The organism is Streptomyces griseoflavus, from assembly GCF_014649995.1.
GTDB lineage: Bacteria > Actinomycetota > Actinomycetes > Streptomycetales > Streptomycetaceae > Streptomyces > Streptomyces griseoflavus.
On the sequence record NZ_BMUC01000006.1, the window covers coordinates 236,376 to 262,402 of the forward strand.

Genomic DNA, 26,027 nt, shown 5'->3' on the forward strand with positions numbered 1-26,027 from the left:
CATGACCGCGCCTTCGACGAACCAGGAGAATCACGTGACGACCGGAGCCACCGTCTGGCTCACGGGTCTGCCGAGCGCCGGCAAGACCACCATCGCCCACGAGCTGGCCGCCCGGCTGGGCGAGCGGGGCCGGCGGGTCGAGGTGCTCGACGGCGACGAGATCCGCGAGTTCCTCTCGGCGGGCCTCGGCTTCGGCCGCGAGGACCGGCACACCAACGTGCAGCGCATCGGCTTCGTCGCCGAACTGCTCGCCCGCAACGGCGTCACCGTGCTCGTGCCGGTGATCGCGCCGTACGCCGACAGCCGGGAGGCGGTCCGCAAGCGGCACGCGGCGGGCGGCACACCGTACGTCGAGGTGCACGTGGCGACCCCCGTCGAGGTGTGCTCCGTACGCGACGTGAAGGGTCTGTACGCCAAGCAGGCCGCGGGTGAACTCACCGGGCTCACCGGTGTGGACGACCCGTACGAGGAGCCCGAGACGCCCGATCTGCGGATCGAGTCGCACAACCAGACCGTGCAGGAGTCCGCGGCGTCGGTGTACGCCCTGCTCAGCGAAAGGGGACTGGCATGACGACGGTCGCCACTGTCCGGGAGGGGACGGACAGCCCGTACGCCCTCTCGCACCTGGACGCCCTCGAGTCCGAGGCGGTGCACATCTTCCGCGAGGTGGCGGGCGAGTTCGAGAAGCCGGTGATCCTGTTCTCCGGCGGCAAGGACTCCATCCTGATGCTGCACCTGGCGCTGAAGGCGTTCACCCCGGCGCCCGTCCCGTTCTCGCTGCTGCACGTGGACACCGGGCACAACTTCCCCGAGGTGCTCGACTACCGCGACCGCACGGTCGCCCGCCACGGGCTGCGGCTGCACGTCGCGTCCGTGCAGGACTACATCGACCGCGGGGTGCTCAGGGAGCGCCCGGACGGCACCCGCAACCCGCTGCAGACCCTGCCGCTCACCGAGAAGATCCAGAGCGAGCGGTTCGACGCGGTGTTCGGCGGCGGGCGCCGCGACGAGGAGAAGGCCCGCGCGAAGGAGCGGGTGTTCTCGCTGCGCGACGAGTTCTCCCAGTGGGACCCGCGCCGTCAGCGCCCCGAGCTGTGGAACCTGTACAACGGCCGGCACGCCCCCGGTGAGCACGTCCGCGTGTTCCCGCTGTCCAACTGGACCGAGCTGGACGTGTGGCAGTACATCGCCCGCGAGGGCATCGAACTGCCCGAGATCTACTACGCGCACGAGCGGGAGGTCTTCGCCCGTGCCGGCATGTGGCTGACCGCCGGTGAGTGGGGCGGCCCGAAGGACGGCGAGAGGGTCGAGAAGCGGCTCGTGCGCTACCGCACCGTGGGTGACATGTCCTGCACCGGCGCGGTGGACTCCGACGCCGACACCATCGAGAAGGTGATCACCGAGATCGCCGCCTCCCGGCTCACCGAGCGCGGTGCCACCCGCGCCGACGACAAGCTCTCCGAGGCCGCGATGGAAGACCGCAAGCGCGAGGGGTACTTCTAGAGATGAGCACCATCACCACCGAGGAGCTCGCGGCCACCACACTGCTGCGGTTCGCCACCGCCGGTTCCGTCGACGACGGCAAGTCCACCCTGGTGGGCCGGCTGCTGCACGACTCCAAGTCGGTCCTCACCGACCAGCTGGAGGCCGTGGAGCGGGCGTCGGCGAACCGGGGCCAGGAGGCGCCCGACCTCGCGCTGCTCACCGACGGCCTGCGGGCCGAGCGGGAGCAGGGCATCACCATCGACGTGGCCTACCGCTACTTCGCCACGACCCGCCGGCGGTTCATCCTGGCCGACACCCCGGGCCACGTGCAGTACACGCGGAACATGGTCACCGGCGCCTCCACCGCCGAGCTGACGGTGATCCTGGTCGACGCCCGCAACGGTGTCGTCGAGCAGACCCGCCGGCACGCCGCGATCGCCGCGCTGCTGCGGGTCCCGCACGTGGTGCTCGCCGTCAACAAGATGGACCTGGTCGGCTACCGGGAGCCCGTCTTCGCGGCCATCGCCGAGGAGTTCACCGCCTACGCGACCGAGCTGGGCGTCCCCGAGGTCACCGCCATCCCGATCTCCGCGCTCGTCGGCGACAACGTGGTCGAGCCGTCCGCGCACATGGACTGGTACGGCGGCCCGACGGTCCTCGAGCACCTGGAGACCGTCCCGGTCAGCCACGACCTGGCGCACTGCCACGCGCGCCTCCCCGTGCAGTACGTGATCCGGCCGCAGAGCGCCGAGCACCCGGACTACCGGGGCTACGCCGGCCAGATCGCCGCCGGCACGTTCCGGGTGGGTGACGCGGTGACCGTGCTGCCGTCCGGACGGACGACGACGGTCAGCGGGATAGACCTGCTGGGCGAGCCCGTGGACGTCGCCTGGACCCCGCAGTCGGTGACGCTGCTGCTGGCCGACGACATCGACATCTCCCGCGGCGACCTGATCGTCCCCAGCGAGGACGCGCCCGCCACCTCGCAGGACGTCGAGGCCACCGTGTGCCACGTCGCCGACCAGCCGCTGACCGTCGGCCACCGGGTGCTGCTCAAGCACGGCACCCGCACGGTCAAGGCGATCGTGAAGGACATCCCGGCCCGGCTCACGCTGGACGACCTGTCCCTGCACCCGCACCCGGGCCGGCTCGTCGCCAACGACATCGGCCGGGTGAAGATCCGTACCGCCGAGCCGCTGCCCGCGGACTCCTACGCGGACTCGCGCCGCACCGGGTCGTTCATCCTCATCGACCCCAGCGACGGCACCACCCTCACCGCGGGCATGGTCGGCGAGTCGTTCGCCGCGCCGGAGCCGGTCAAGGACGCGGCCGAGGACGACGGGTGGAACTTCTGACCATGAACTCCACCGATTTCTACTCCACGTTCGCGAAGGAGGGCGGCCGCGTCGGCAGCGGTGCTCTCGGCAGCGGGCAGGGCGGGGTCGGCCGATGTGTGCGCTGACGTACGCGCACCGCTCGCGCGCCCTCACCCCCCACCGCCGTAGACGAAAACCCGCCGACTTCCCGGCCACGGCCTGAGAGAAGACCGTGACCGCCGGGCCTCCGAGAGGAACACCTCCCGTGCCTGCCACACCAGCCCTGCGCCGTACCCTCGCGGTGATGGCCGCGCTGCCGCTGCTCACCCTGGCCGCCTGCGGCTACGGGTCCGAGGCCGAAACGGACGACTCCGCGAAGGTCGCCGCCGGCGCGGAGAAGATCGACGGACTCGACTCCGTCAGGATCGGCTACTTCGGCAACCTCACCCACGGCACCGCCCTCGTCGGGAACAAGAAGGGCCTGTTCCAGAAGGAACTCGGCGCCACCAAGGCCACGTACGCGACCTTCAACGCGGGGCCGTCGGAGATCGAGGCACTGAACTCCGGTTCCATCGACATCGGCTTCATCGGCCCCTCCCCGGCCATCAACGGCTACACCAAGTCCGGCGGCAAGAACCTGCGCATCATCGGCGGTTCGGCGTCCGGCGGGGTCAAGCTCGTGGTGAACCCGGACAAGGTGACGTCCCTGAAGGACGTCAAGGACAAGCGGATCGCCACCCCGCAGCTCGGCAACACCCAGGACGTCGCGTTCCTCAACTGGGTGGCCGAGCAGGGCTGGAAGGTCGACGCGCAGAGCGGCAAGGGCGACGTCACGGTCGTCCGCAGCGACAACAAGGTCACCCCGGACGCGTTCAGGGCCGGGTCGCTCGACGGCGCGTGGGTGCCGGAGCCGACCGCATCCAAGCTGGTCGCCGAGGGCGGCAAGGTGCTGCTGGACGAGGCGTCCCTGTGGCCGGACGAGAAGTTCGTGATCACGAACATCATCGTGCGCCAGGAGTTCCTGAGGCAGCACCCGAAGGCCGTCGAGGCGGTGCTGAAGGCGACCGTCGAGACCAACAAGTGGATCAACGCCAACCCGGACGAGGCGAAGGCCGCCGCCAACCAGCAGTTGGAGGCCGACTCGGGCAAGGCGCTGCCCGCCGAGGTGCTCGACCCGGCGTGGGAGTCGATCACGTTCACCGACGACCCGCTGGCCGCCACGCTCGACGCGCAGGCGGAACACGCCGTCAAGGCGGGTCTCCTGGAGCGGCCCGACCTGAACGGCATCTACGACCTGACGCCGCTCAACAAGGTCCTGAAGGCCGCCGGTGGACCGGCCGTCGACGACGCCGGACTCGGCGTCAAGTAAGCCCGGATCACGAAGAGTTCCCAGGAGGTGACGACCATGGCCACGACCCTCGCCAAGGCCGCCGACGGCACCGGGGCGGTCACCCACGCCGCCCGCATCGAGCACGTCTCGAAGTCGTTCGCGGGCCCCGCCGGGCACCAGCTCGTGCTGGACGACATCACCCTCGATGTCGCCCCCGGCGAGTTCGTCACCCTCCTGGGTGCCTCGGGCTGCGGCAAGTCCACCCTGCTCAACCTGGTCGCGGGGCTGGACCGCCCCACGTCCGGCGCGATCGGCACGGACGGCCGGCCGGCGCTGATGTTCCAGGAGCACGCGCTCTTCCCGTGGCTGACCGCCGGCAAGAACATCGAACTCGCCCTGAAGCTGCGGGGCGTGCCGAAGAACGACCGCCGCGGCCGGGCCGAGGAGCTGCTGGAGCTGGTGCGGCTGAAGGGCGCGCACGGCAAGCGGGTGCACGAGCTGTCCGGCGGCATGCGGCAGCGGGTGGCACTGGCCCGGGCGCTCGCCCAGGACAGCCGGCTGCTGCTGATGGACGAGCCGTTCGCGGCGCTGGACGCCATCACGCGGGACGTGCTGCACGACGAGCTGACCAGGATCTGGCGCGAGACCCGGCTGTCCGTCCTGTTCGTCACGCACAACGTGCGCGAGGCCGTCCGGCTCGCGCAGCGGGTGGTGCTGCTGTCCTCGCGTCCGGGCCGGATCGCCCGCGAGTGGACCGTGGACATCCCGCATCCGCGTCGTATCGAGGACACCGCCGTGGCGGAACTGTCCGTCGAGATCACCGAAGAACTCCGTGGGGAGATCCGCCGTCATGGCCAGCACTGAGACGACCGCGAAGGACGGGGACGGGAGCGATCTCGCCGGTCTGGAGGCGGGCCTCGACGCACTGGAGACGGTGCAGACCGGACGCAAGCCGCTGCGGCAGACCTTCGTGGAGAAGATCCTGCCACCGGTCCTCGCCATCGCCCTGGTGCTGGCGGTGTGGCAGGCCCTGGTCTCGTTCAGGATCGTCGACGATCCGACCAAGCTGCCCTCGCCGGGCGCCGTGTGGGACGTCCTCCAGCAGGCCTGGCTCAAGGGTGAACTGCTCGGCTACATCTGGACCAGCGTCTCGCGCGGTCTGCTCGGCTTCTTCTTCGCGCTGCTGATCGGCACCCCGCTCGGGCTGCTGGTGGCGCGGGTGAAGTTCGTGCGTGCGGCGATCGGGCCGATCCTGTCCGGGCTGCAGTCGCTGCCGTCGGTGGCGTGGGTGCCGCCGGCGGTGATCTGGCTGGGTCTGAACAACCAGATGATGTACGCCGTCATCCTGCTCGGCGCGGTCCCCTCGATCGCCAACGGCCTGGTCTCCGGTGTCGACCAGGTGCCCCCGCTGTTCCTGCGGGCCGGCCGCACGCTGGGCGCGACCGGGCTGAAGGGCACCTGGCACGTCGTGCTGCCGGCCGCGCTGCCCGGCTATGTGGCCGGTCTGAAACAGGGCTGGGCGTTCTCCTGGCGTTCGCTGATGGCCGCGGAGATCATCGCGTCCTTCCCCGACCTCGGCATCGGCCTGGGCCAGCTGCTGGAGAACGGCCGCAACGCCAGCGACATGGCCATGGTCTTCGAGGCCATCCTGCTGATCCTGACCGTCGGTATCGCCATCGACCTGCTGATCTTCAGCCCGCTGGAGCGGTGGGTGCTGCGCAGCCGTGGTCTGCTGGTGAAGAGCTGAGGCACGCCATGCACCGTCCGGTACTTCTCGTCGTCGCCCACGGCAGCCGCGATCCGCGGCACGCCGCGACCGTGCACGACCTGGTGCGGAGCGTGCGGTCGCTGCGGCCGGGACTGCGGGTGGAGACCGGCTTCCTGGACTTCAACGTGCCGTCCGTGCGGGGCGTGCTGGAGTCCCTGGACGCCGAAGGGATCCGTGAGGTGGTGGCCCTCCCGCTGCTGCTGACCCGGGCCTTCCACGCCAAGTCGGACATCCCGGCGGTGCTGGCCGAGGCCCCGCCGCGGCTGCGCATCCGCCAGGCCGAGGTGCTGGGTCCCTCCCCGCTGCTGCTCGCGGCACTGGAGCGCCGGCTGTACGAGGCGGGCCTGACGCCCGCCGACAAGTCCTCGACCGGGGTCGTGCTGGCCTCGGCGGGGTCCTCCGACCCGGAGGCGATCGCAGTGATCGCAGACATCGCGCGGGAGTGGCGGCACACCGGTTGGTGCGCCGTGCGGCCTGCGTTCGCCTCCGCATCCCTCCCCCGCACGGAACAGGCGGTCCGCGAACTGCGTGCCCTGGGCTGCGCACGCGTCGCCGTCGCCCCCTACGTCCTGGCTCCCGGACGCCTCCCGGACCGGATCGCCCGCGGCGCGGCCGGGGCGGACGTCCTGGCGGACGTGCTGGGACCCGCACCGGAGGTGGCGCGGGTGCTGCTGGAGCGGTACGACGCGGCGCGGGTGCCGCTGCTCGCCGCGGTCGGCGCCTGATCAGCCGGCCGCGCCGTTCAGCCGAAGGACAGTGGGCCGGTCCGGGTGCGCTTCAGCTCGAAGAGGTCGGGGTCGCCGGCCAGCACCCGGAAGCTGTCGAACAGGGCGGCCGCCCGCTCGCCCCGGGGGACGGCCCGCAGCACCGGCCCGAACCACACCGTGCCGTCGACGTGGAGGGTGGGCGTGCCCACGTAGGCGCCCGTGTCCGGCTCGGCGCCCGCCTCGTGGCTGCGGCGCACGGCGTCGTCGTACGCCGGGTCGTGTGCGGCCGCCGCCAGGTCGCCGGGCAGGCCGAGTTCGGCGAGGGACGCGGCGATCACGGCGTCGAAGTCCTCGGTGCCCTGCTCGTGGATGCGGGTGCCGAGGGCGGTGTAGAGGTCGCGCAGCACCTTCTCGCCGTGCCGCTCGGCGGCGGCCACCGCCACCCGTACCGGGCCGGTCGAGCGGTCGACGAGGTCGCGGTACCAGTCGGGCAGTTCGTTGCCGGTGTTGTGCAGGTGGAGGCTCATCACGCGGAAGCGCAGGTCGAGGGGGCGCCGGCGTTCGACCTCCAGCAGCCAGCGGGAGGTGATCCAGGCGAAGGGACAGGCGGGGTCGAACCAGCAGTCGACACGGGTGGGTGATCCGTCGCTCATGGCACCCGACCGTAGGCGCGGCGGGGCGCGGGTGCCTGGTCCACTTCGGGGCCCGGTCACCGGTCCACTTCGGGGCCGGGTCACCGATCCGGTTTGGACGGTGCCCCGGCGGCTCATTCCCCGGTGAGCTCCACGAGCTTCGTCACCGTGTTCCAGTTGCGGCTGGTGGCGACGACGTCCTTGGTCAGGCGCGGTCTGGCGAGGTGCTCGGCGAGCTTGGAGCGGCCGAGGCCGTTCGGGGCGTAGAGGTAGAGGGCGCGGTCGCCGAGGCTGAACTCCTCGGGCCGGTAGGCGTCGGGGTCGATCCCGGCGAAGCGGTCGGGCGTGACGGGCACGGAGAAGTAGGTGACGTGCAGCTGCTTGGGCTCCAGCTCGCCGGCCGGGTACGGGCATGCCTCGACGACGGCCTTCAGGTAGGCGTGGTCGCGCACGATGACGTCCACGGCGAAACCGAAGTGGCGTTCGATCGCCGTGGAGAGCTCGGCGGCCAGTGACTCCTCGTCCCCGTGGCCGGAGGCGAACACCGCCTGGCCGCTCTGGAGGTGGGTGCGCACCCCGTCGTGACCGAGGCCCTCCATGAGGGTGCGCAGTTCGGCCATCGGTACTTTCCTGCCGCCGCCCACGTTGATGCCGCGCAGCAGCGCCGCGTATCTCGTCGCCATGCCCCAACGATAGGGCGGCGGCGGGGCCGGGACCGGGACCCGCATCGGTCCCGACCCTGATCTCCGACCCCCACCTCTCGGGGTACGTGTAGGGGGCAGCCGTCCTCCGCAGTGGGGAGGACGGGAACGCCGATGGGATGACTTCGCTCCCCCGAGCTTCACCGGACAGCACGACGAGAGGCGCTTACGCGGCCCCTACCTTCGAAAGGTCAGGTGGCGGCAGGGGGTCGCTGCCGAACACGAGGGAGCGAGCCCGTCATGGGGAACGGAGATTCGCGGGTACGGGGCCTCGCCGCCCGGGCCGGCGGCTGGAGCGCCCGGCACCGCTGGGCCGCCGTCGGCATCTGGGTGCTGTTCGTGGTGCTGGCGATGGGTCTCGGCTCGGCCGCGGGCCGCGTCGACGTCGGCAACAGCGATCAGCTCAAGGGGGAGACCAGCACCGCCGCCCGCATCGTCGAGGACGCCGGCATCGAGGAGCCGGCCAGTGAGACCGTGCTCGTCCAGGCGAAGGAGGACGGCCTCACGGCCACGGACGAGGAGTTCCGGTCGGCGGTCACCGCGGTCGTCACGGCCGTCGAGAAGACCGGCCGGGTCACCGAGGTCACCTCGCCGTACGACAGCGACACCATCTCGCAGGACGGGCGCAGCGCGCTGGTCCAGTTCGACATGCGCGGCGACTCCGCCACCGCCGGTGACCGTGTCGAGCCGGTGCTGAAGGCCGTGGAGGACGTCCAGAAGGACCACGGCTCGCTGCGGATCGAGGAGATCGGCGGCGCCAGCATGATGAAGACGTTCGACGACGCGTTCGGCGCCGACTTCAAGAAGGCCGAGTACTCGGCGGTGCCGGTGGCGCTCGGCATCCTGCTGATCGCGTTCGGCGCGCTGGTGGCGGCGCTGCTGCCGGTGGCGCTGGCGATCACCGCGATCATGGCGACGATGGGTCTGATGGGCCTGGTCAGCCACCTCCAGCCGATGAGCGAGACCGCCAACTCGGTGATGCTGCTGGTGGGTCTGGCCGTCGGTGTCGACTACTGCCTGTTCTACCTGCGCCGTGAGCGTGAGGAGCGGGCGGCCGGACGTGACGCGCAGACGGCGCTGCGGATCGCCGCGGCGACCAGTGGCCGGGCGATCGTCGTCTCCGGTGTCACCGTGTGCGTGGCCATGGCGGGCATGCTGTTCACCGGGCTGGCCGAGTTCGAGGCGATGGGCCTGGCCTCGCTGATGGTCGTGGCGGTCGCCATGGTCGGGTCCGTGACGGTGCTGCCGGCCCTGCTGTCGCTGCTGGGCGAGCGGGTCGAGAAGGGCCGCCTGCCGTTCCTGCGCAAGCGGCGCGCGAACGGCGGCAACGACAGCCGGTTCTGGACCGCCGTGCTGAAGCGGGTGCTCGCCAGGCCGCTGCTCGCGGCCGTGGTGGCCACCGGTGCGCTGCTCGCCGTCGCCGCTCCGGCGATCGGCATGAAGACCCAGAACCTCACGCTGGACCAGGAGTTCGGTGACTCGCTGCCGATCGTGCAGACGTACAACCGGGTCAACGAGGCGTTCCCGGGCGGTTCGGAGCCGGCCGAGGTGGTCGTCAGGGCGGACGACATCAACGCCCCCGAGGTGAAGGCCGCGCTCGCCGACTTCCGTGAGCAGGCGGTCAGTTCGGGCGCCTCGCGCGGCCCGGTCGAGATCAGGCTGCACGACGAGCAGAACGTCGCCTTCGTCTACGTGCCGCTGGTGGGCGGCTCCGACCAGGAGAAGGCGGGCGCGAGCCTGGACACGCTGCGCGACGAGGTGCGGCCCGCCACGCTCGGCACGGTCGACGGCGTCGAGGCACCGATCACCGGTCAGGTCGCCGGTTCGAAGGACTTCAACGACCAGCTGGTCGGGTCCGTGGTCCCGGTCTTCGTCTTCGTGGTCGTCTTCGCCTTCCTGCTGATGCTGCTGTCGTTCCGCTCCCTGACGGTGGCGCTCACCTCGATCGTGCTCAACCTGCTGTCGGTGGGCGCCGCGTACGGCATCCTCGTGGCGGTCTTCCAGCACGGCTGGGGCGCCTCCCTGGTGGGTGCGGAGGGCGTCGGCGCGATCATCACCTGGCTGCCGCTGTTCCTGTTCGTGATCCTCTTCGGCCTGTCGATGGACTACCACGTGTTCGTGGTCTCCCGGATCCGGGAGGCGCGGATGCGGGGCCGCACGACGCGGGACGCGATCCAGCACGGTGTGGTCACCACGGCCGGTGTGGTCACCAGCGCCGCCGTCATCATGGTCGCCGTGTTCGCGATCTTCGGGACGCTGTCCATGCAGTCCATGAAGCAGATGGGCGTCGGCCTGGCGGCCGCGGTGCTGATCGACGCGACGATCATCCGGGGTGTGCTGCTCCCGGCGGTGATGGCGCTGCTGGGCGAGCGCAACTGGTACCTGCCGAAGTGGCTGCACCGGATGCCGGACCTGACCCACGACGAGTCGCCGGAGGCGGTGGCGGCAGCCGCGCCGGAGGCCCGGGACGGCAGGGGTGAGCGGGTGCCGGTGTGATCCGGTGAGGCACTGAGAAGGCCCGGCGGTACTCCGCCGGGCCCTTCTCCGTGCCTTCGCCCGCGCCGGGGTCAGCGCCGTCCGGGCAGTTCCGCCTCGATCAGGTCGGCCGCCCGGCCCGTACCCCCCTCCCGCGCCATGTCCGCGGCGATGTCCTTCAGCCGCCGCGCCACCTCCGGGTCGTCGACCAGGGCGAGGGCCGCGGCTCCCAGCACCTCCGCGGTCGCCTCCCCGGCCGGGACGTGCCGGGCCACACCCAGCCCCTGCAGCATGTCCGCGTTGCCGAACTGGTCCACCGCCTGCGGCACGGCGATCATCGGCGTGGCCGTCGCCAGCCCTTCCTGGCTGCCGCCGGCGCCCGCGTGGGTGACGAACAGGTCGGCCTGCCTGAGGATCGCGAGCTGCGGCACCCAGGAGCGCACCTCGACGTTGTCCGGTACGTCCCCCAGTTCGGCGGGACCGACGTGATGGCCGACCTGGAGCACCAAGTGCCAGCCGGGCAGTCCGGCGAACGCCTTCACGCACTCCCGGTAGAAGGCCGGCTGCTTGGTGAAGGACGATCCGAGCGACACCAGGACGACCTTCTCCGCGCCGGCCGGCCGCCGCCAGTCGCCCTCCGCGCCGCGGTCGCCCTGGCAGGCGCCCACGAAGGAGTGCACGCTCTCGTCCACCCGGTCGGCGTGGGGCTGGAGCGCCTTGGGGATCAGGACGATCGAGCGGGCGGGGCGGCCGGCGAAGTCGTCGGGGTGCTGTGTGATCCCGTTCTCCTCCAGCCAGGCGTGGAAGCGGGCGTAGTAGGCCCGCCCCCGCTCGGTCCTCTTCGGCTCCTCCCACATCGGCCGGGCGACCTCCTCCTCGTACCCGTCCCAGGCGACGAGGTTGGGCGAGAGGGAGACGGCGGGCACGCCCCAGCGGTGGGCGAGCACGCGCGCCGGGTAGGAGGCGATGTCGTGCAGGACGAGGTCGGGGGTGTCCCCCTCGTACGCCTCGATGAGCTGCGGGAGCGCCTGGACGGCGTCGTCGAGGAACGGCTCCACGTTGTCCAGCAGGGTGGTGCCCCAGGCTTCGGGGTCGTCGTCGGGGCCCGGGAGAGTGGAGTTCCACAGCCTGGGTTCGGCGCCCGTCCCGGCGACCTTCCCGGCGAAGAGGGGCGGGATCGCGTAGGTCACCCGGTGGCCGCGCGCCACGAGCTCGCGGATCACCTCGAGGCTCGGGTTCACGTGCCCGTGGGCGGCGATGGAGAACATGGCGATGTGCGCGGGAGTGGTCATGCCGGAACCATAGGCGAGACGAGACGTCTCGTGCAACTTGTTTCCGGTCGCGGGGCCCGCACCTCGTGCGGCCGCAGCCACCGTCCGTGAAGGCGGTCCGCCTCGTCGGAGCACCGCGCACACCCCCCACCTGTGGGAATGCGAGACTGACCGGCGGATGGCCGGACCCCGGCGGTCGGGCGCGGACGGACACGGAGGGGAAGAATGGACGAGGCACGGGCGCGGGAGGTCCTCGGGGCCGCCGGAGTGCTGCCCGGCGGGGCGCGCGACGCGCGGCTCCTCGCCCTCGGCGAGAACGCGGTGTTCGCCGCCGCCGGTCTGGTGATCAAGGTGGGCCGCGATCCCGAGCTGCTGGAGCGGGCCCGCCGGGAACTGGAGATCGCGCGGTGGCTGGCGGCGGAGGGGGTGCCCGCGGTGCGGGCGGCCGAGCCCGGGGCGCTGCTGGTCGAGGGTCACCCGGTGACCGTGTGGCACCGGCTGCCGGAGGCGGTGCGGCCCACGGAGCCGGCGGATCTGGCCGAACTGCTGCGGCTGGTCCACGCGCTGCCCGCTCCGCCCTTCGCCCTGCCGCCCCGCGAACTGCTCGGCGGGGTGGAACGCTGGCTGCGCCTGGCGGGCGACACGGTCGATCCGGCGGACGCGGCGTATCTGCGCGAGCGCCGCGACGGCTTCGCCGCGGCCGCGGCGGCCCTGACGCCCGAGCTGCCGCCGGGGCCCATCCACGGCGACGCGCTGCCCCGCAATGTGCACGTCGGGCCGGACGGTCCGGTGCTGATCGACCTGGAGACCTTCTCGGCGGACCTGCGCGAGCACGACCTGGTGGTGATGGCGCTCTCCCACGACCGCTACGGGCTGCCGGACGAGGCCTACGCCTCCTTCACCGGGACCTACGGCTGGGACGTGCGCGCCTGGGAGGGCTGCTCGGTGCTGCGGGGTGCCCGGGAGACCGCCAGCTGCGCCTGGGTCGCCCAGCACGCGCCGGGCAACCCCAAGGCCCTGGCCGAGTTCGAACGCCGGGTGGCCTCCCTGCGGGACGGCGACGAGACGGTCCGCTGGTACCCCTTCTGAGGCCGAGCCGGACGGCTCAGACGCGCTCCCCCGCCGACTCCCGCAGCGGCCAGGTGCCGTCGATCACCGCGCCCGCGTCGCCCTTGCGGCGCAGGAACTGCTGGAAGTCCGCCGCCCACGCCGCGTGCCACTCGATCTGACGGCGGTGCAGTTCCGCCGGGCCGAGGGTGGCGACCTTGGGGTGGCGGACGGCTATCGCGCAGGCGAGCCGGGCCGCGGCGAGGGCGTCGGCGGTCGCGTCGTGCGCCGCGTCGAGGAGGACTCCGTACTCCGCGCAGACCGCTTCGAGGTTGCGCTTGCCGCGCCGGTAGCGGTCGACGGAACGGTCGATGGTGTACGGGTCGATGACCGGCGCGGGATCCGTGCCGCCCAGACGGTCCCGCAGGGACGGCAGTCCGTGGCGCCGCAGCTCGGCGGAGAGCAGGGTGAGGTCGAAGGCGGCGTTGTAGGCGACGACGGGGACGCCCGTCTTCCAGTAGGCGGTGAGGACACCGGCGATGGCGTCGGCGACCTGGTCGGCGGGGCGGCCCTCGGCGGCCGCCCGCTCGGTGCTGATGCCGTGCACCGCCACCGCGTCCTCGGGGATCGGCACGCCCGGGTCGGCCAGCCACTCGCGGCGGCCCAGCGGCTCCCCCGCCCTGACCTCGATCACGGCGCCCGTGACGATGCGCGCCTCGCGCGGGTCGGTTCCCGTCGTCTCCAGGTCGAAGCCGATCAGCAGCTCCCGGTGCCAGCCCATGGGCTGCCCCCCTTCTGTGTGGTGCGTTCCCCCAGTGATCTCCACCCTGCCACGCGCCACTGACAATCAGAGGAACGCGTTCCGCTTACCGGCCGGGACGACTCGCCACAACCGCCCGGGTTGCGGGGCGTTCACGACACGGGCCGCGAATCCGCCCACATCAGCTCGAACTCCTCGCGGTAGGTGGGGAACAGGCCGCCCTCCTCCACCTCGCCCGGCTTGACCACCTTGGTCCCGTTGCGCAGCACCAGCACGGGCGCCTCCATCCCGCGGGCGCGCCGCAGGTGGTTCTGCACGACCGCGACGCCGTCGGAACCGTCGCCGTCCACCAGGTAGGCGGTGCAGCGGGGCGTCTCGTCGTAGACCTGGATCTCGAAGGCGCCCGGGTCGCGCAGCCGGGACCGGACGCGGCGCATGTGGAGGATGTTCATCTCGACGGCGCGGCCGAGCTCGCCGCGCTTGATGCCGAGTTCGCGCTCCCGGCGCTTGACCGCGCTGGAGGCCGGGTTGAGGAACAGCAGACGCACCCGGCAGCCGGACTCGGCGAGCCGGACCAGACGGCGTCCGGAGAAGTTCTGCACCAGCAGGTTGAGCCCGATGCCGAGGGCGTCCAGGCGGCGGGCCCCGCCGAAGATGTCCTCGGCCGGGAACCGGCGCAGCAGCCGCACCCGGTCGGGGTGGACGGCGACGACGTCGGAGTACCGGTCGCCGACCAGGTCCTCCACCGCGTCCACGGGCAGCCGGCGCGCCGACGGCACGTCCCCGCCCGCGCCGAGCATCTCCAGCAGCCGTGCGGAGGCCCGCTCGGCCTGGTTCAGCACCGCCTCGGACAGCGCCCGGTTGCGGGAGACCACGTTCCGGGTGACCTCCAGCTCGTCCAGCGCGAGTTCGACGTCCCTGCGGTCGTCGAAGTACGGCTCGAAACAGGGCCAGTGCTGAACCATCAGCTCGCGCAGCTGCGGCAGGGTGAGGAAGGACAGCACGTTGTCGTCGGCCGGGTCGAGCAGATAGCCCTTGCGGCGGCTGACCTCGCGCACGGCGACCGCGCGCTGCACCCACTCCTGCCCGGCGGGCCCGGCCGCGGCCACCACCCAGTCGTCGCCGTGCACCGGCTCGTAGACCGGGCGCAGCACGGCGGCCACGACCGAGCGCAGCCGCTGTTCCACCAGGTTCAGCCAGATGTAGGCGCGGCCGGCCCGCTGCGCGCGGGTGCGCACCTCGCGCCAGGCGTCCGTGTCCCAGTCCAGCTCCGGCCCGATCGAACCCGCGTCCATCGGCCGCGCCAGGGACACCGCACCGGGCGGGACGTCCGTGGAGCCGCTCCCCTCGTGACCCTCGCCACCAGGGGGCAGTTCCAGCCCTCCCGACCCCACCCGCGCACCGCCTTCCGCTCCCCCGAGCACTCCCCGTCCCGACGATCAAGGAGAGTACTCCGCCAGCGGCGCACGGTGCAGCCCGATGCGCAGGGTCGTTTCCCAACTTCCCGTATACGTCCGATCGTTCCGCCGGGCCGGGGTCCGGGAGTGAGCGGATTCATAGCGAGTTCGGCGTGTGCGGGAATCATCGGCCGCGGGGTGTGGGTAGAAGGTGGTTCCCGCCTTTCGGGGAGACACGGGAACACTCGGAGCCAAGGCGCCCCACCGGCGCCGTACACCTGAAAGAGTCGTATCCATGCAGGTCTGGCCTGGCGAGGCGTATCCGCTCGGTGCCACGTACGACGGCGCCGGAACGAACTTCGCGGTCTTCACGGAGGCCGCGGACCGAGTAGAGCTGTGTCTGCTGCACGACGACGGCTCGGAGACCGCGATCGAACTGCGCGAGAGCGACGCGTTCGTGCGGCACGCGTACGTGCCCGGCATCATGCCCGGGCAGCGGTACGGCTTCCGTGTCCACGGGCCGTACGCGCCCGAGCGGGGGTTGCGGTGCAATTCCGCGAAGCTGCTGCTCGACCCGTACGCGCGTGCGATCAGCGGGTCGGTGCGGTGGGGCGAGGAGGTGTACGGCTACCACTTCGACGACCCCGACCGGCGCAACGACCTCGACTCGGCGCCGCACACGATGACCTCGGTCGTGGTGAACCCCTACTTCGACTGGGGCGACGACCGGCTCCCCCGTACGGAGTACCACCACACGGTGATCTACGAGGCGCACGTCAAGGGGCTGACGATGCGCCATCCGGGGCTCCCGGAGGAACTGCGCGGCACATACGCGGGCCTCGCGCACCCCGCGCTGATCGAGCACCTGACCGAACTGGGGGTGACGGCGCTGGAACTGATGCCGGTGCACCAGTTCGTCAACGACCACCGCCTGGTGGACATGGGCCTGAACAACTACTGGGGCTACAACACCATCGGCTTCTTCGCCCCGCACAACGCCTACGCGTCCTGGGGCGACCGCGGCCAGCAGGTGCTGGAGTTCAAGTCGGCGGTGAAGGCGCTGCACGAGGCGGGCATCGAGGTGATCCTCGACGTGGTCTACAACCACACCGCCGAGGGCAACCACCTCGGCCCCACCCTGTCCTTCAAGGGCATCGACAATCCGTCGTACTACCGGCTCACCGACGACCGCCGCTACTACATGGACACCACGGGCACCGGGAACTCCCTGCTCATGCGGTCCCCGCACGTCCTGCAGATGATCATGGACTCGCTGCGGTACTGGGTCACCGAGATGCACGTCGACGGGTTCCGCTTCGACCTCGCGGCGACCCTGGCGCGGCAGTTCCACGAGGTGGACCGGCTGTCGTCGTTCTTCGACCTGGTGCAGCAGGACCCGGTCGTCTCCCAGGTGAAGCTGATCGCCGAACCGTGGGACGTGGGCGAGGGCGGCTACCAGGTGGGCAACTTCCCGCCGCTGTGGACCGAGTGGAACGGCAAGTACCGCGACACCGTGCGGGACCTGTGGCGGGGCGAGCCGCGCGCGCTGGCGGAGTTCGCCTCCCGGCTGACCGGCTCCTCCGACCTGTACCAGGACGACGGGCGGCGCCCGCTCGCCTCGATCAACTTCGTGACCTGCCACGACGGCTTCACCCTGCACGACCTGGTGTCGTACAACGACAAGCGCAACGACGCCAACGGCGAGGACAACCGGGACGGGGAGAGCCACAACCGGTCCTGGAACTGCGGGGCCGAGGGCGAGACCGACGACCCGGACGTGCTGCGGCTGCGGGCCCGGCAGATGCGCAACTTCATCGCCACCCTGATGCTCTCCCAGGGCGTGCCGATGCTCAGCCACGGCGACGAGGTGGCCCGCACCCAGCGCGGCAACAACAACGCCTACTGCCAGGACAACGAGCTGGCCTGGCTCGACTGGCCCGCGCCCGGGGAAGGGGAGGAGGGCGGGGAGGACCCGCGCCGGGAGCTGCTGGAGTTCACCCGCGCGATGGTGTGGCTGCGCAAGGACCACCCGGTCTTCCGCCGGCGCCGCTTCTTCCACGGCCGGCCGGTGGAGGGCACCCACGACGACCTGTCCGACATCGCCTGGTTCACCCCGGAGGGCGCGGAGATGACCCAGCGGGACTGGGACTCCGCGCGGGCGTCGGCACTGACGGTGTTCCTCAACGGCAACGCGATCTCCGAGCCGGGGCAGCGGGGCGAGCGGATCACCGACGACTCGTTCCTGCTGATGTTCAACGCCTCCCCCAAGCCGCTGGACTTCGTGGTGCCCGTCGACCACGGCAAGCAGTGGCAGGTGGTCGTCGACACCGCGCGCGCGGGCGCCGTGCCGCCGGGGACCGGCCCGAAGGTGTCGGCCGGCTCCCGTCTGACCCTGACCGACCGCAGCATGACGGTGCTGCGACGGCCGGCGTAGCGGCCGGTACGGCGCCTTCCGGGATCACCCGTCCGGGCGACGGGTGACCCGGGGGCGCGGGCGATGACACGAAAGGCGGCCACGCGGGTACGTAGGTTCCCATGACCCCTAGGCGACCTGACCCGGCGGTGCCCACGGCCACCTACCGGCTGCAGCTGCAGCCCGGCTTCCCGTTCCGAGCGGCGGCGGACGCGGTGCCGTACGTGGCCTCGCTCGGCGTCTCCCACCTGCATCTGTCGCCCGTCCTGGAGGCCGTGCCCGGCTCGGCGCACGGCTACGACGTGGTGGACCACACGCGCGTGCGCGAGGAACTCGGCGGCGAGGAAGGGCTGCGGGGGCTGGCCCGCACCGCGCGCGAGCACGGGCTGGGGCTGGTCCTGGACATCGTCCCGAACCACATGGCGATGTCCCCGCGCCACAACCGCGCCCTGTGGGAGGTGCTGCGCGACGGCCCCTCCTCGCGCCGTGCGCGGTGGTTCGACATCGACTGGGAGGCCCAGGGCGGGCAGGTGCTGCTGCCGGTGCTCGGCGGGCCGCTGGACACGGTGGCCGGCGACCTGAGGACGGACGGCGACGTGCTGCGCTACCACGACCACGCGTTCCCGCTGCGGGAGGGGACCGCGGGCCTGCCGCTGCCGCAGCTGCTGGACGCGCAGTGGTACCGGCCCGTGTGGTGGCGGCTGGCCCGCACCGAGCTGAACTACCGGCGGTTCTTCAGCATCTCCGAGCTGATCGGGGTGCGGGTGGAGGACCCGGAGGTGTTCGAGGCGACCCACGCCAAGATCCTCCAACTGCTCCGGGAGGGGGTGATCGACGGGCTGCGCGTCGACCACCCCGACGGGCTCGCCGACCCCGACGGCTATCTGGCACGGCTGCACGAGGCCACCGGCGGCCGGTGGACGGTGGTGGAGAAGATCCTCGCCGACGGTGAGCCGCTGCCGGCCTCCTGGCCGGTCGCCGGCACCACCGGCTACGACGCCCTGCGGCACGTGGACGGCCTCTTCACCGACCCGGCCGGGTTCGGCGAGCTGCTCGGCCAGTACCGGAGCTTCGCGGCCCCGCGGGCGGACCGGGGCGGCGACTGGGACGCCACGGTGCGGCGGGCCGCCTACAAGGTGCTCACGCACGAGCTGGCGACCGAGACGGACCGGCTGACCCGGGTGGCGGACCGGCTGTGCGCGAGGGCCGCCGGGACGGCGCTGCGCGACCGCGCGCCGTGGGCCCTGCGCACCGCCCTTCAGGAGCTGCTGGTGCGGCTGGGGGTCTACCGCCCGTACGAGTCCACCGACGCGGCCGCGGTGGTCACCGAGGAGGCCGCCGCCGAGGCCCGGCTCGCCTTCGCCGTCCCCGAGGAGGCCGGGGCGGTGGACGTCGTACGGGATCTGGTCCTCGGGCGGTACGGGGACGGGCCGGCGTACGTGGAGTTCCGTACACGGTTCGCGCAGACCGCGTCGGCGCTGCGGGCCAAGTCCGTCGAGGACACCGCCTTCTACCGCTACGTGCCGCTGCTGTCGGCGACGGAGGTGGGCGGGAACCCCGGCGACCCGGCGGTGTCCCCGGAGCGGTTCCACGCGTACTGCGCGCGCGTGCAGCGCGACTGGCCGGCCACCGGGACGGTCCTGTCGACGCACGACGCCAAGCGCAGTGCCGACGTGCGCGCGGCACTGCACGTGCTCACCGAGTGCCCGGAGCGCTGGGCGGACGTCCTCACCGAGGTGACGCGCGGCGGTGACGGCGTGCCGGACGCCCAGCTGGCGTGGGCCGCCTGGCAGACGGTGTTCGGGCTGGGTCCCGCGGAGGAGGAGCGGGTGCGGGAGGCGCTGCTGAAGCACGTGCGCGAGGCGGGCCTGTACACCGGCTGGACGGAGCAGGAGCCGTCGTACGAGGAGGCGGTGGCCCGGTTCGTCGCGCAGGGGCCGTGCGGGGCGCCCGGCGAGCGGGTGGCGGCGCTGCGGGAGTCGCTGGAGCCGCACATCCGGGCGAACGTGCTGGGCGCCGCCCTGGTGCATCTGACGATGCCCGGGGTGCCGGACGTCTACCAGGGCACGGAGCGCGAGTACCGGGCCCTGGTCGACCCGGACAACCGGCGCACCGTGCGGTTCGCCGGCGACGGGGGCGACAAGGAGACGGTGACGCGCGCGGCGCTGCGGCTGCGGGCGCGGCGGCCGGACGTCTTCGGGGACACGGCGTCGTACGAGCCGCTGCCCGCCGAGGGCCCCGCCGCGGCGCACTGCACGGCCTTCGCGCGCTCCGGGGAGGTGCTCACCGCGGTGACCCGGCTGTCGCTCCGCCTGGCGCGGGAGGGCGGCTGGCGCGACACCCGGCTGCCGCTGCCGCCGGGACGGTGGGCCGACGTGCTGGAGCCGGGCCGGGAGTACGTCGGGCACGTACGCGCGCAGGAGCTGTTCGGGCGCCTGCCCGTGGCACTCCTGGAGCGGCTCCCGGAGTGACCCCGCGCCGTGCACGGCGGCTCCCCCGCCCCTCGCCGGTGCCGCCACGACAGGGCCCCGGCGGGGTGCCGTATCGTCTTTCGTGGCACATCGAATGAGTGTTTGATGGGGAAGACGTGAATACAGAGAGCAACATACGCCTGCTGGTCGACACCCTGACCGAGCAGCGCGAGAAGTTCCTCACCCAGTGGACCCGGACCGTCGGCGAGGACCTGCGCGGCAGGCTGAGCACGGCGGAGCTCGGCCGGGAGCTGGGTGAGCTGTACGACGCCGTCCTCGAGGCCATGACCGCCGGCTCCCTGGACAGCCGCGGCGAACACTTCGCCGAGACGCGCAGCCTGCTGATCGAGCTGTCCCGCAACCGCGCCCGGCAGGGCTTCACGCCCACCGAGACCGTGCGCAGCGTCTTCGCCCTGAAGGAGGTCCTGGAGCCCTCCCTCACCGGTGACGCGGACAGCGCCCGCGCCTACCTCCAGTTCGCCCGCCTGCTCGACGGCCTGGGCCTGCTGACCAGCGAAGCCTATCTGCGCACCCGCGAGGAGATCATCTCCTCGCAGGCCGAGCAGCTCCTCGAGCTGTCGACGCCCGTGGTCAAGCTGTGGGACGGCGTCGTGGGCGTCCCCCTGGTGGGCACCCTCGACAGCGCCCGCACCCAGGTCGTCATGGAGAAGCTGCTGCAGACCCTGGTCGACACCGACTCCACGCACGCCATCATCGACATCACGGGCGTCCCGACCGTCGACACCCAGGTCGCGCAGCACCTGCTGAAGACGGTGGTCGCCGCGCGCATGATGGGCGCCCAGTGCACCATCTCGGGCATCCGGCCGCAGATCGCCCAGACAATCGTCGCGCTCGGCATCGAGTTCGGCGACATCCCCACCAACGCCTCGCTGTCGGACGCGCTGCGGCAGGCGCTGAAGGAAGTGGCGCTGGACGCCGAGGACGACGTGCGGGGTCTCCTGTGACCGACCGCGTCCCCGTCCTCAAGATCGGCGAGGTCCTCCTGGTCTCCATCCAGACCGACCTGGACGACCAGATGGTGCTCGATCTTCAGGAAGACCTGTCCAACCGCATCGTCGCCACCGGCGCCAAGGGCGTCGTGATCGACATCTCCGCGCTGGAGATCGTCGACTCCTTCGTCGGACGGATGCTGGCCCACAACGCGGCCGTCTCCCGCATCCTCGGCGCCGAGACGATCGTCGTGGGCATGCGGCCCGCGGTCGCGATGACCCTCGTCGAGCTCGGGCTGTCCATGAGCGGTGTGCGCACGGCCCTCAACCTGGAGCGCGGGCTCAAGCTGCTGCGGCGCATCGCCGCAGGCCGCGCATGAAGGACTACGCGGCCGAGTGTGCCTCGCTCGAGACCGTCCCGGTCTCCACCAGCGGTGACGTGGTCAGCATGCGGCAGATGGTGCGCATCCTGGCGCAGCGGGGCGGCCTGTCCCTGGTGCACCAGACCAAGCTCGTCACGGCCGCGAGCGAGCTCGGCCGGAACATGCTGGTGTACGGCGGCGGAGGATCCGTCCGCGCGGCATCGGTGACCGACGCCGGCCGGCCGGGTGTCTTCGTGGAGTTCCGGGACAAGGGCCCGGGCATCGCGGACCTCGACCTGGCGCTGACCGACGGCTGGACGTCGGGCAACGGCATGGGACTCGGCCTCAGCGGCGCCAGGCGGCTCGTGGACGAGTTCGACATCGAGTCCGGGCCGTCCGGCACCACCGTGCGCATCGTGAAGTGGGCCAAGTGAACGACAGCCTCGTCGTCGAGGCCGGTGACGTGCACTGGCTGCGCGCGGACGTGGCGCTGGCCGCCGCCGCCCGCCGCCAGGCCGCGCAGCTCGCCCGCCGCCTCTGCTTCCCCGAGGACCGGGTGGCACGGCTCGAACTGTGCGTGACGGAGATGGCGACCAATCTCCTCAAGCACGCCCATGACGGCTCGCTGGCCCTGCGGGTGGTCCGCACGGCCGGCCGCGCCGCCGTGGAGTGCCTGTCCCTGGACAGCGGGCCGGGCATCCACGACCTGGACCGGGCGCTGCTGGACGGCACGTCCACCGCCGGCAGCCTGGGCATCGGCATGGGCGCCATCGGCCGGCTCGCCGACGTCCACGGCGTCCACTCCCTGCACGGCCGGGGCACGGTCGTACTGGCGCGCTTCTGGGACGACGGGCGGGCACCGGCGCCGGGCGCGGTGGCGGCCGGCGGTCTGACCCGCCCGATCAGCGGCGAGCAGATGTGCGGCGACACCTGGGCCGTGCGGACGGCGGGCGACCACGGTCCCGACGCCCGGCTGGTGATGATGTGCGACGGACTCGGACACGGTCCGCTGGCGGCCAGGGCCGCCGAGCACGCGGCCGCCGCCTTCCGCGACAGCACCCGGACCGGCCCGGTCGACCTCCTGCAGCAGGTGCACCAGCAGCTGCGCGGCACGCGCGGCGCGGCCGTCGCGGTCGCCCTGATCGACGTCGCCGCCCGGCGTGTCCGGCTGACCGGGAGCGGCAACGTCACGGCGGTGGTGGCCACCGCGGACACCCGGCAGGGCCTGCCGTCCATGCCCGGCATCGTGGGGGTGCAGATGGGCAGGCCGCGCGTCTTCGAGGCGGCGTTCCCGCCCGGAGCCTGCCTGGTCATGCACACCGACGGGCTCAGCGACCGGTGGCGGCCCGCGGACTTCCCCGGGCTGTTCGCCCAGGACCCGGTCGTGACCGCCGCGCAGATCCTCAACCAGGCCGCGGTCCGCCGGGACGACGCCGGTGTCGTGGTCGCCGCGCACGGGCAGCGATGACCGCCGACGCGCCCGTCCACGAACTGGCCACCGTGCTGCTCGCGGAGGAGGGGGACGTGATCACGCTGCGCCGGTGCACCCAGTCGGCCTGCCGGGCGGCGGGCCTGACGGGCAGTCCGCTGGTCCGGCTGACGACCGTGGTCAGCGAGGCCGGGGAGCACCTGAAGGGCGCCCCGGACCTGACCGCGCACCTCTGCCTGGAGGAACGGGACGGCCTGCGCCTGGCGGTGCACTTCACCTGGCGCAAGGCGCACCGGCCGCCCGCGGCCCTGCTGACCGCCGCCTCCCGCCTGCTGGACGACGGCCTGCTGCGGCTCTCCGACGGGGACGGCCCGCACCGGCTCGTCCTCGCGCAGCGCCTCCCCGCTCCGGCGGCGTCCGCCGCCGAGCTGGCCGGTGAGGTGCGCGAGGCGCTGACCGGCACCGACACGGCGGCCGACCTCATCGAGGCGCTGCGGTCCCAGAACCGTCACCTGCTGGCGGCGCTGGAGGAGTCCGAGCGGCAGCAGGAGGAGCTGCAACGGCTCAACGCCGAACTGGAGGAGACCAACGCCGGCGTCCTGGCGCTCTACTCCGAGCTGGCCAGTGAGCTGGAGGAGACCAACAGCGGGGTCGTCGCCCTCTACGCGGAGCTGGAGGACAAGACCCGCCAGCTGGAACTGGCCGACGCGTACAAGACCCGCTTCTGGGCCAACGTCAGCCACGAACTGCGCTCACCCGTGAACTCCGTCATCGCGCTCGCCCAGTTGCTCCTGGACACGGCGGCCGACCCGCTCTCCGCCGAACAGCGCCAGCAGGTGGCCATGGTGCACGCGTCCGGCAGCACCCTGCTGGCCCTCGTCGACGAACTCCTCGACGTCGCCAAGGCGGAGTCCGGCCGGCTGGAGCCGCATCTCGCCGAGGTGGACGTGCGTTCGCTGCTGCACCAGTTGCGCGGCATGCTGCAGAGCACCGCGCAGCCCGGCGTCGATCTGCGCATCCCGGACGAGGTGCCGGTCGGTACGCTCGTCACCGACGAGGTCATGCTCGCCAGGATCCTGCGGAACGTGCTGTCGAACGCGTTGAAGTTCACGAACGACGGCTCGGTGGTGCTCGACGTCACCGGGACGGGCCGTGGGGAGGACGCCCGCGTCGTCTTCCGGGTCGAGGACACCGGTGTCGGCATCCCCGCCCCCGACATCGAGCGCGTGTTCGAGGAGTTCTACCAGGTGCGCGGCCCGCACCAGCGGGGCCGGCCCGGCACGGGCCTCGGGCTGCCCTACGCCCGCAAGCTGACCGAACTCCTCGGCGGCACCCTGACGCTGGACAGCGAGGTGGGCCGCGGCACCCGGGTGACCATCCGGGTCCCGGCCCGCCCCGGCCCGCCCGCGGCTGCCGAGCCGCGGGCCGCGAGCGGCCACGGCCCGGTGCGCTCCGTCCTGGTCGTCGACGACGACCAGGCCTTCGTGACCGCGTTCCGGGCCCTGGTGCAGGACCTGGCCGAGACGGTCACCACGGTGACGGACAGCGCCGAGGCCGTCGCGGCCGTCGCCCGCGTACGGCCCGACGCGGTGTTCCTGGACATCGACATGCCCGGCCCGGACGGCTACGAGGTCCGGCGGCTGCTGGCCGCCACCCCGTCCACGGCCGGTGTTCCCGTGATCGTCCTGACGGCGCTGGAAGCCGGTGCCGTCGACCTGACGCGCCTGGCGGGCACCCGCGCCGTGCTGAACAAGTCGCGCCTGACCGCGTCCGTACTCGCGGACACCCTGCGGGAGCTGCGCACCGTACCGCCCACTGGGCAGACATCAGCTGCCGATCAGTCGAAGCCGTCCACGGCCAAGGAACACCCATGACCCTTCCCCTCGACGCGGACAACCGTCCGGCGCACATCCTGGTGGTGGACGACGCCCCCACCAACCGCTACGTCCTCGCCACCACCCTGCGCAGGGCCGGGCACGAGGTCATCGAGGCCGAGGACGGCACCCGCGCGCTCGAACTGCTCGACGGGCCGGGCCCCCTGCCCGAGCTCGCCGTCGTCGACGTCCGGCTGCCCGACATGACCGGCTTCGAGGTCTGTGAGCGCATCAAGGGCAACCCCGCCACGGCCGCCGTCCCGGTGATCAACATCTCCGCCTCCGCGATCACCGTCGACGACCGGGCACAGGGTCTCTACCGCGGGGCCGACGCCTATCTGGTCGAACCCATCGCCCCCGACGAACTGCTCGCCACGGTCCTCGCCAACCTGCGCTACGCGCGGGCCCGCCGCCGCGCGGAACTCCTCGCCGACCGGCTGAGCCTGCTGAACCGCACCACGCTCGCGCTGTACAGCGCCGCGGACGCGCACCAGCTGGCCGGGGTCGTGGCCGAGGGGGCGGCGACCCTTTTCCGCTGCGAGGCGGCGGCCTTCCTCACGGCTCCGGAGGGCGGCGTGCTGGTGGCCCACACCTGGCAGGACCCCGACACCCCGGCGTCGTCCGGGGGGCCGGCCGTGCACGCGGTCCCCGCCTGGCCGCATCACGGCGAGGACCCCGCCCGTGCCCGTACGGGCCCGCCGGCCGCCTTCGAAGCGCCCTGTCTCCCGCCGCGCCTGAAGGACCCGGAGGGCAGACGCACCGCCCTCGGCCGCGCCAAGTCCCCCCGCCCGCCCGTCGCCGTCGTCATCCCGGCGGACGCGGTCACCACGCCCGACGACGAGCAGCTGCTCGACCAGCTCCTCCAGGCCGGCACGCTGGCGCTGGAGGCGCTGCGCAGCTACAGCGAGGAACACGCGCTCGCGCTCACCCTGCAGCGCAGCTTCCTGCCCGAGAGCCTGCCGGACACCGCGTACGCGGACCTCGCCGTGCGCTATCTGCCCGCCAGCCAGCACACCGAGATCGGCGGTGACTTCTACGAGGCCGTCGACACCCCGGACGGCCTGGTCGTGGCGGTCGGCGACGTGGCCGGCCACTCGCTGGACGCGGCCATGGTGATGGGCCAGGTCAGGCACGCCCTGCGGGCCTACGCGGTGGAGGGGCACCCGCCCGAGGTCATCCTCGAACGGCTCGACCACCTGCTGACGTCCGTCGAACCCGGCGCCACGGTGACGCTGTGCATCGTCCTGATCGAGTCCGGCGACACCCTCCGCGTCGCGAACGCGGGACACCTGCCCCCGCTGGTACGCAACCCGGACGGCTCGACCTTCTACATCGACGAGCACGGGCCCCTGCTGGGCCTCGGCCTGCCGCACCCGCCCGCCCACCGGGTCACCGTGACGCCCGGGTCGCTGCTCCTGCTGGTCACGGACGGCCTCATCGAGCGCCGGCACGTCAATCTCCAGGACTCCCTGCGGACCCTCGCCTCCGTGGTCGGCCGGGCCTCCGGCGATCCGGAGGATGCCTGCACCCAGCTGCTGGAGCGCCTGCCGGCGGACGGCAGCGACGACGTGGCGCTGATGGCGGTACGGCTGAACGGTCCCCTGACCGGCTGACCGGCCCCTGGACCACCGCACGGTGC

General features: G+C 72.4%; 22 protein-coding genes. 17 read left to right on the forward strand and 5 right to left on the reverse strand.

The window, feature by feature from the left end; translation table 11 throughout:
* Nucleotide 1 precedes the first annotated feature (1 nt).
* The 7 genes from cysC (at nt 2) to IE172_RS15530 (ending at nt 6,624) form a co-directional block, all read left to right on the forward strand.
* Nucleotides 2-571, forward strand: coding sequence for an adenylyl-sulfate kinase (gene cysC, locus IE172_RS15495; protein ID WP_190097805.1), 570 nt, complete (start codon nt 2-4; stop codon nt 569-571).
* On the forward strand, nt 568-1,503 hold the full coding sequence (cysD, locus tag IE172_RS15500; RefSeq protein ID WP_190097806.1) for a sulfate adenylyltransferase subunit CysD: 936 nt from the start codon (nt 568-570) through the stop codon (nt 1,501-1,503). Before cysC ends, cysD begins: the two co-directional genes overlap by 4 nt.
* A gap of 2 nt (nt 1,504-1,505) precedes the next feature.
* A complete protein-coding gene (locus IE172_RS15505) occupies nt 1,506-2,840 on the forward strand; it encodes a sulfate adenylyltransferase subunit 1 (protein ID WP_190097807.1) in 1,335 nt (444 codons plus the stop codon).
* A gap of 226 nt (nt 2,841-3,066) precedes the next feature.
* Entirely contained in the window at nt 3,067-4,170 is a 1,104-nt protein-coding gene (locus IE172_RS15515) for an aliphatic sulfonate ABC transporter substrate-binding protein (RefSeq protein WP_190097809.1), read from the forward strand.
* Between the two features lie 36 nt (nt 4,171-4,206).
* Nucleotides 4,207-4,995 carry an ABC transporter ATP-binding protein gene (locus IE172_RS15520; RefSeq protein ID WP_190097810.1) on the forward strand — a complete coding sequence of 263 codons (789 nt, stop codon included), beginning with the start codon at nt 4,207-4,209 and terminating at the stop codon, nt 4,993-4,995.
* Entirely contained in the window at nt 4,982-5,878 is an 897-nt protein-coding gene (locus tag IE172_RS15525) for an ABC transporter permease (protein WP_190097811.1), read from the forward strand. Before IE172_RS15520 ends, IE172_RS15525 begins: the two co-directional genes overlap by 14 nt.
* 8 nt (nt 5,879-5,886) lie before the next feature.
* Nucleotides 5,887-6,624 (forward strand): sirohydrochlorin chelatase, encoded by a 738-nt coding sequence (locus tag IE172_RS15530; protein WP_190097812.1) that lies wholly within the window; start codon nt 5,887-5,889, stop codon nt 6,622-6,624.
* A 17-nt stretch (nt 6,625-6,641) separates the two neighbouring features.
* On the opposite strand, the gene IE172_RS15535 is transcribed toward IE172_RS15530, so the two are convergent.
* Nucleotides 6,642-7,259, reverse strand: coding sequence for a mycothiol-dependent nitroreductase Rv2466c family protein (locus IE172_RS15535; RefSeq protein WP_190097813.1), 618 nt, complete (start codon nt 7,257-7,259; stop codon nt 6,642-6,644).
* Between the two features lie 113 nt (nt 7,260-7,372).
* Nucleotides 7,373-7,921, reverse strand: coding sequence for a DUF1697 domain-containing protein (locus IE172_RS15540; protein WP_190097814.1), 549 nt, complete (start codon nt 7,919-7,921; stop codon nt 7,373-7,375).
* A 258-nt stretch (nt 7,922-8,179) separates the two neighbouring features.
* On the opposite strand from IE172_RS15540, the gene IE172_RS15545 reads away from it, so the two are divergent.
* Nucleotides 8,180-10,435 (forward strand): MMPL family transporter, encoded by a 2,256-nt coding sequence (locus IE172_RS15545; protein WP_190097815.1) that lies wholly within the window; start codon nt 8,180-8,182, stop codon nt 10,433-10,435.
* A 71-nt stretch (nt 10,436-10,506) separates the two neighbouring features.
* Here the strand turns inward: IE172_RS15545 and mgt are convergent, their stop codons facing one another.
* Nucleotides 10,507-11,706: a macrolide-inactivating glycosyltransferase gene (mgt, locus tag IE172_RS15550; RefSeq protein ID WP_190097816.1), complete on the reverse strand. Its 1,200-nt coding sequence runs from the start codon at nt 11,704-11,706 to the stop codon at nt 10,507-10,509.
* Nucleotides 11,707-11,910: 204 nt separating this feature from the next.
* Between mgt and IE172_RS15555 the strand changes: the two genes are divergently transcribed.
* On the forward strand, nt 11,911-12,774 hold the full coding sequence (locus tag IE172_RS15555) for a phosphotransferase (RefSeq protein ID WP_190097817.1): 864 nt from the start codon (nt 11,911-11,913) through the stop codon (nt 12,772-12,774).
* Between the two features lie 16 nt (nt 12,775-12,790).
* Here the strand turns inward: IE172_RS15555 and IE172_RS15560 are convergent, their stop codons facing one another.
* Complete coding sequence (locus IE172_RS15560) at nt 12,791-13,513, reverse strand: 3'-5' exonuclease (protein ID WP_190097818.1); 723 nt, start codon at nt 13,511-13,513, stop codon at nt 12,791-12,793.
* 131 nt (nt 13,514-13,644) lie between these two features.
* Nucleotides 13,645-14,886 carry a DUF5919 domain-containing protein gene (locus IE172_RS15565; protein ID WP_229886092.1) on the reverse strand — a complete coding sequence of 414 codons (1,242 nt, stop codon included), beginning with the start codon at nt 14,884-14,886 and terminating at the stop codon, nt 13,645-13,647.
* A 298-nt stretch (nt 14,887-15,184) separates the two neighbouring features.
* Between IE172_RS15565 and glgX the strand changes: the two genes are divergently transcribed.
* The 8 genes from glgX to IE172_RS15605 all read left to right on the forward strand — a co-directional run bounded on the left by glgX (nt 15,185) and on the right by IE172_RS15605 (nt 26,001).
* Complete coding sequence (gene glgX, locus IE172_RS15570) at nt 15,185-17,323, forward strand: glycogen debranching protein GlgX (RefSeq protein ID WP_190097820.1); 2,139 nt, start codon at nt 15,185-15,187, stop codon at nt 17,321-17,323.
* A gap of 101 nt (nt 17,324-17,424) precedes the next feature.
* Complete coding sequence (gene treY / locus IE172_RS15575) at nt 17,425-19,773, forward strand: malto-oligosyltrehalose synthase (RefSeq protein WP_190097821.1); 2,349 nt, start codon at nt 17,425-17,427, stop codon at nt 19,771-19,773.
* A 116-nt stretch (nt 19,774-19,889) separates the two neighbouring features.
* Nucleotides 19,890-20,738: an STAS domain-containing protein gene (locus tag IE172_RS15580; RefSeq protein ID WP_190097822.1), complete on the forward strand. Its 849-nt coding sequence runs from the start codon at nt 19,890-19,892 to the stop codon at nt 20,736-20,738.
* Nucleotides 20,735-21,103 carry an STAS domain-containing protein gene (locus IE172_RS15585; RefSeq protein ID WP_190097823.1) on the forward strand — a complete coding sequence of 123 codons (369 nt, stop codon included), beginning with the start codon at nt 20,735-20,737 and terminating at the stop codon, nt 21,101-21,103. The genes IE172_RS15580 and IE172_RS15585 overlap by 4 nt, the downstream gene beginning before the upstream one ends.
* The gene (locus IE172_RS15590) at nt 21,100-21,519 is read left to right on the forward strand and encodes an anti-sigma regulatory factor (RefSeq protein WP_190097824.1); all 420 of its coding nucleotides are present in this window, start codon (nt 21,100-21,102) and stop codon (nt 21,517-21,519) included. Before IE172_RS15585 ends, IE172_RS15590 begins: the two co-directional genes overlap by 4 nt.
* A complete protein-coding gene (locus IE172_RS15595; protein ID WP_190097825.1) occupies nt 21,516-22,553 on the forward strand; it encodes an ATP-binding SpoIIE family protein phosphatase in 1,038 nt (345 codons plus the stop codon). The genes IE172_RS15590 and IE172_RS15595 overlap by 4 nt, the downstream gene beginning before the upstream one ends.
* Nucleotides 22,550-24,388 carry an ATP-binding response regulator gene (locus tag IE172_RS15600; protein ID WP_190097826.1) on the forward strand — a complete coding sequence of 613 codons (1,839 nt, stop codon included), beginning with the start codon at nt 22,550-22,552 and terminating at the stop codon, nt 24,386-24,388. The genes IE172_RS15595 and IE172_RS15600 overlap by 4 nt, the downstream gene beginning before the upstream one ends.
* Complete coding sequence (locus tag IE172_RS15605; RefSeq protein ID WP_190097827.1) at nt 24,385-26,001, forward strand: fused response regulator/phosphatase; 1,617 nt, start codon at nt 24,385-24,387, stop codon at nt 25,999-26,001. Before IE172_RS15600 ends, IE172_RS15605 begins: the two co-directional genes overlap by 4 nt.
* Nucleotides 26,002-26,027 lie beyond the last annotated feature (26 nt).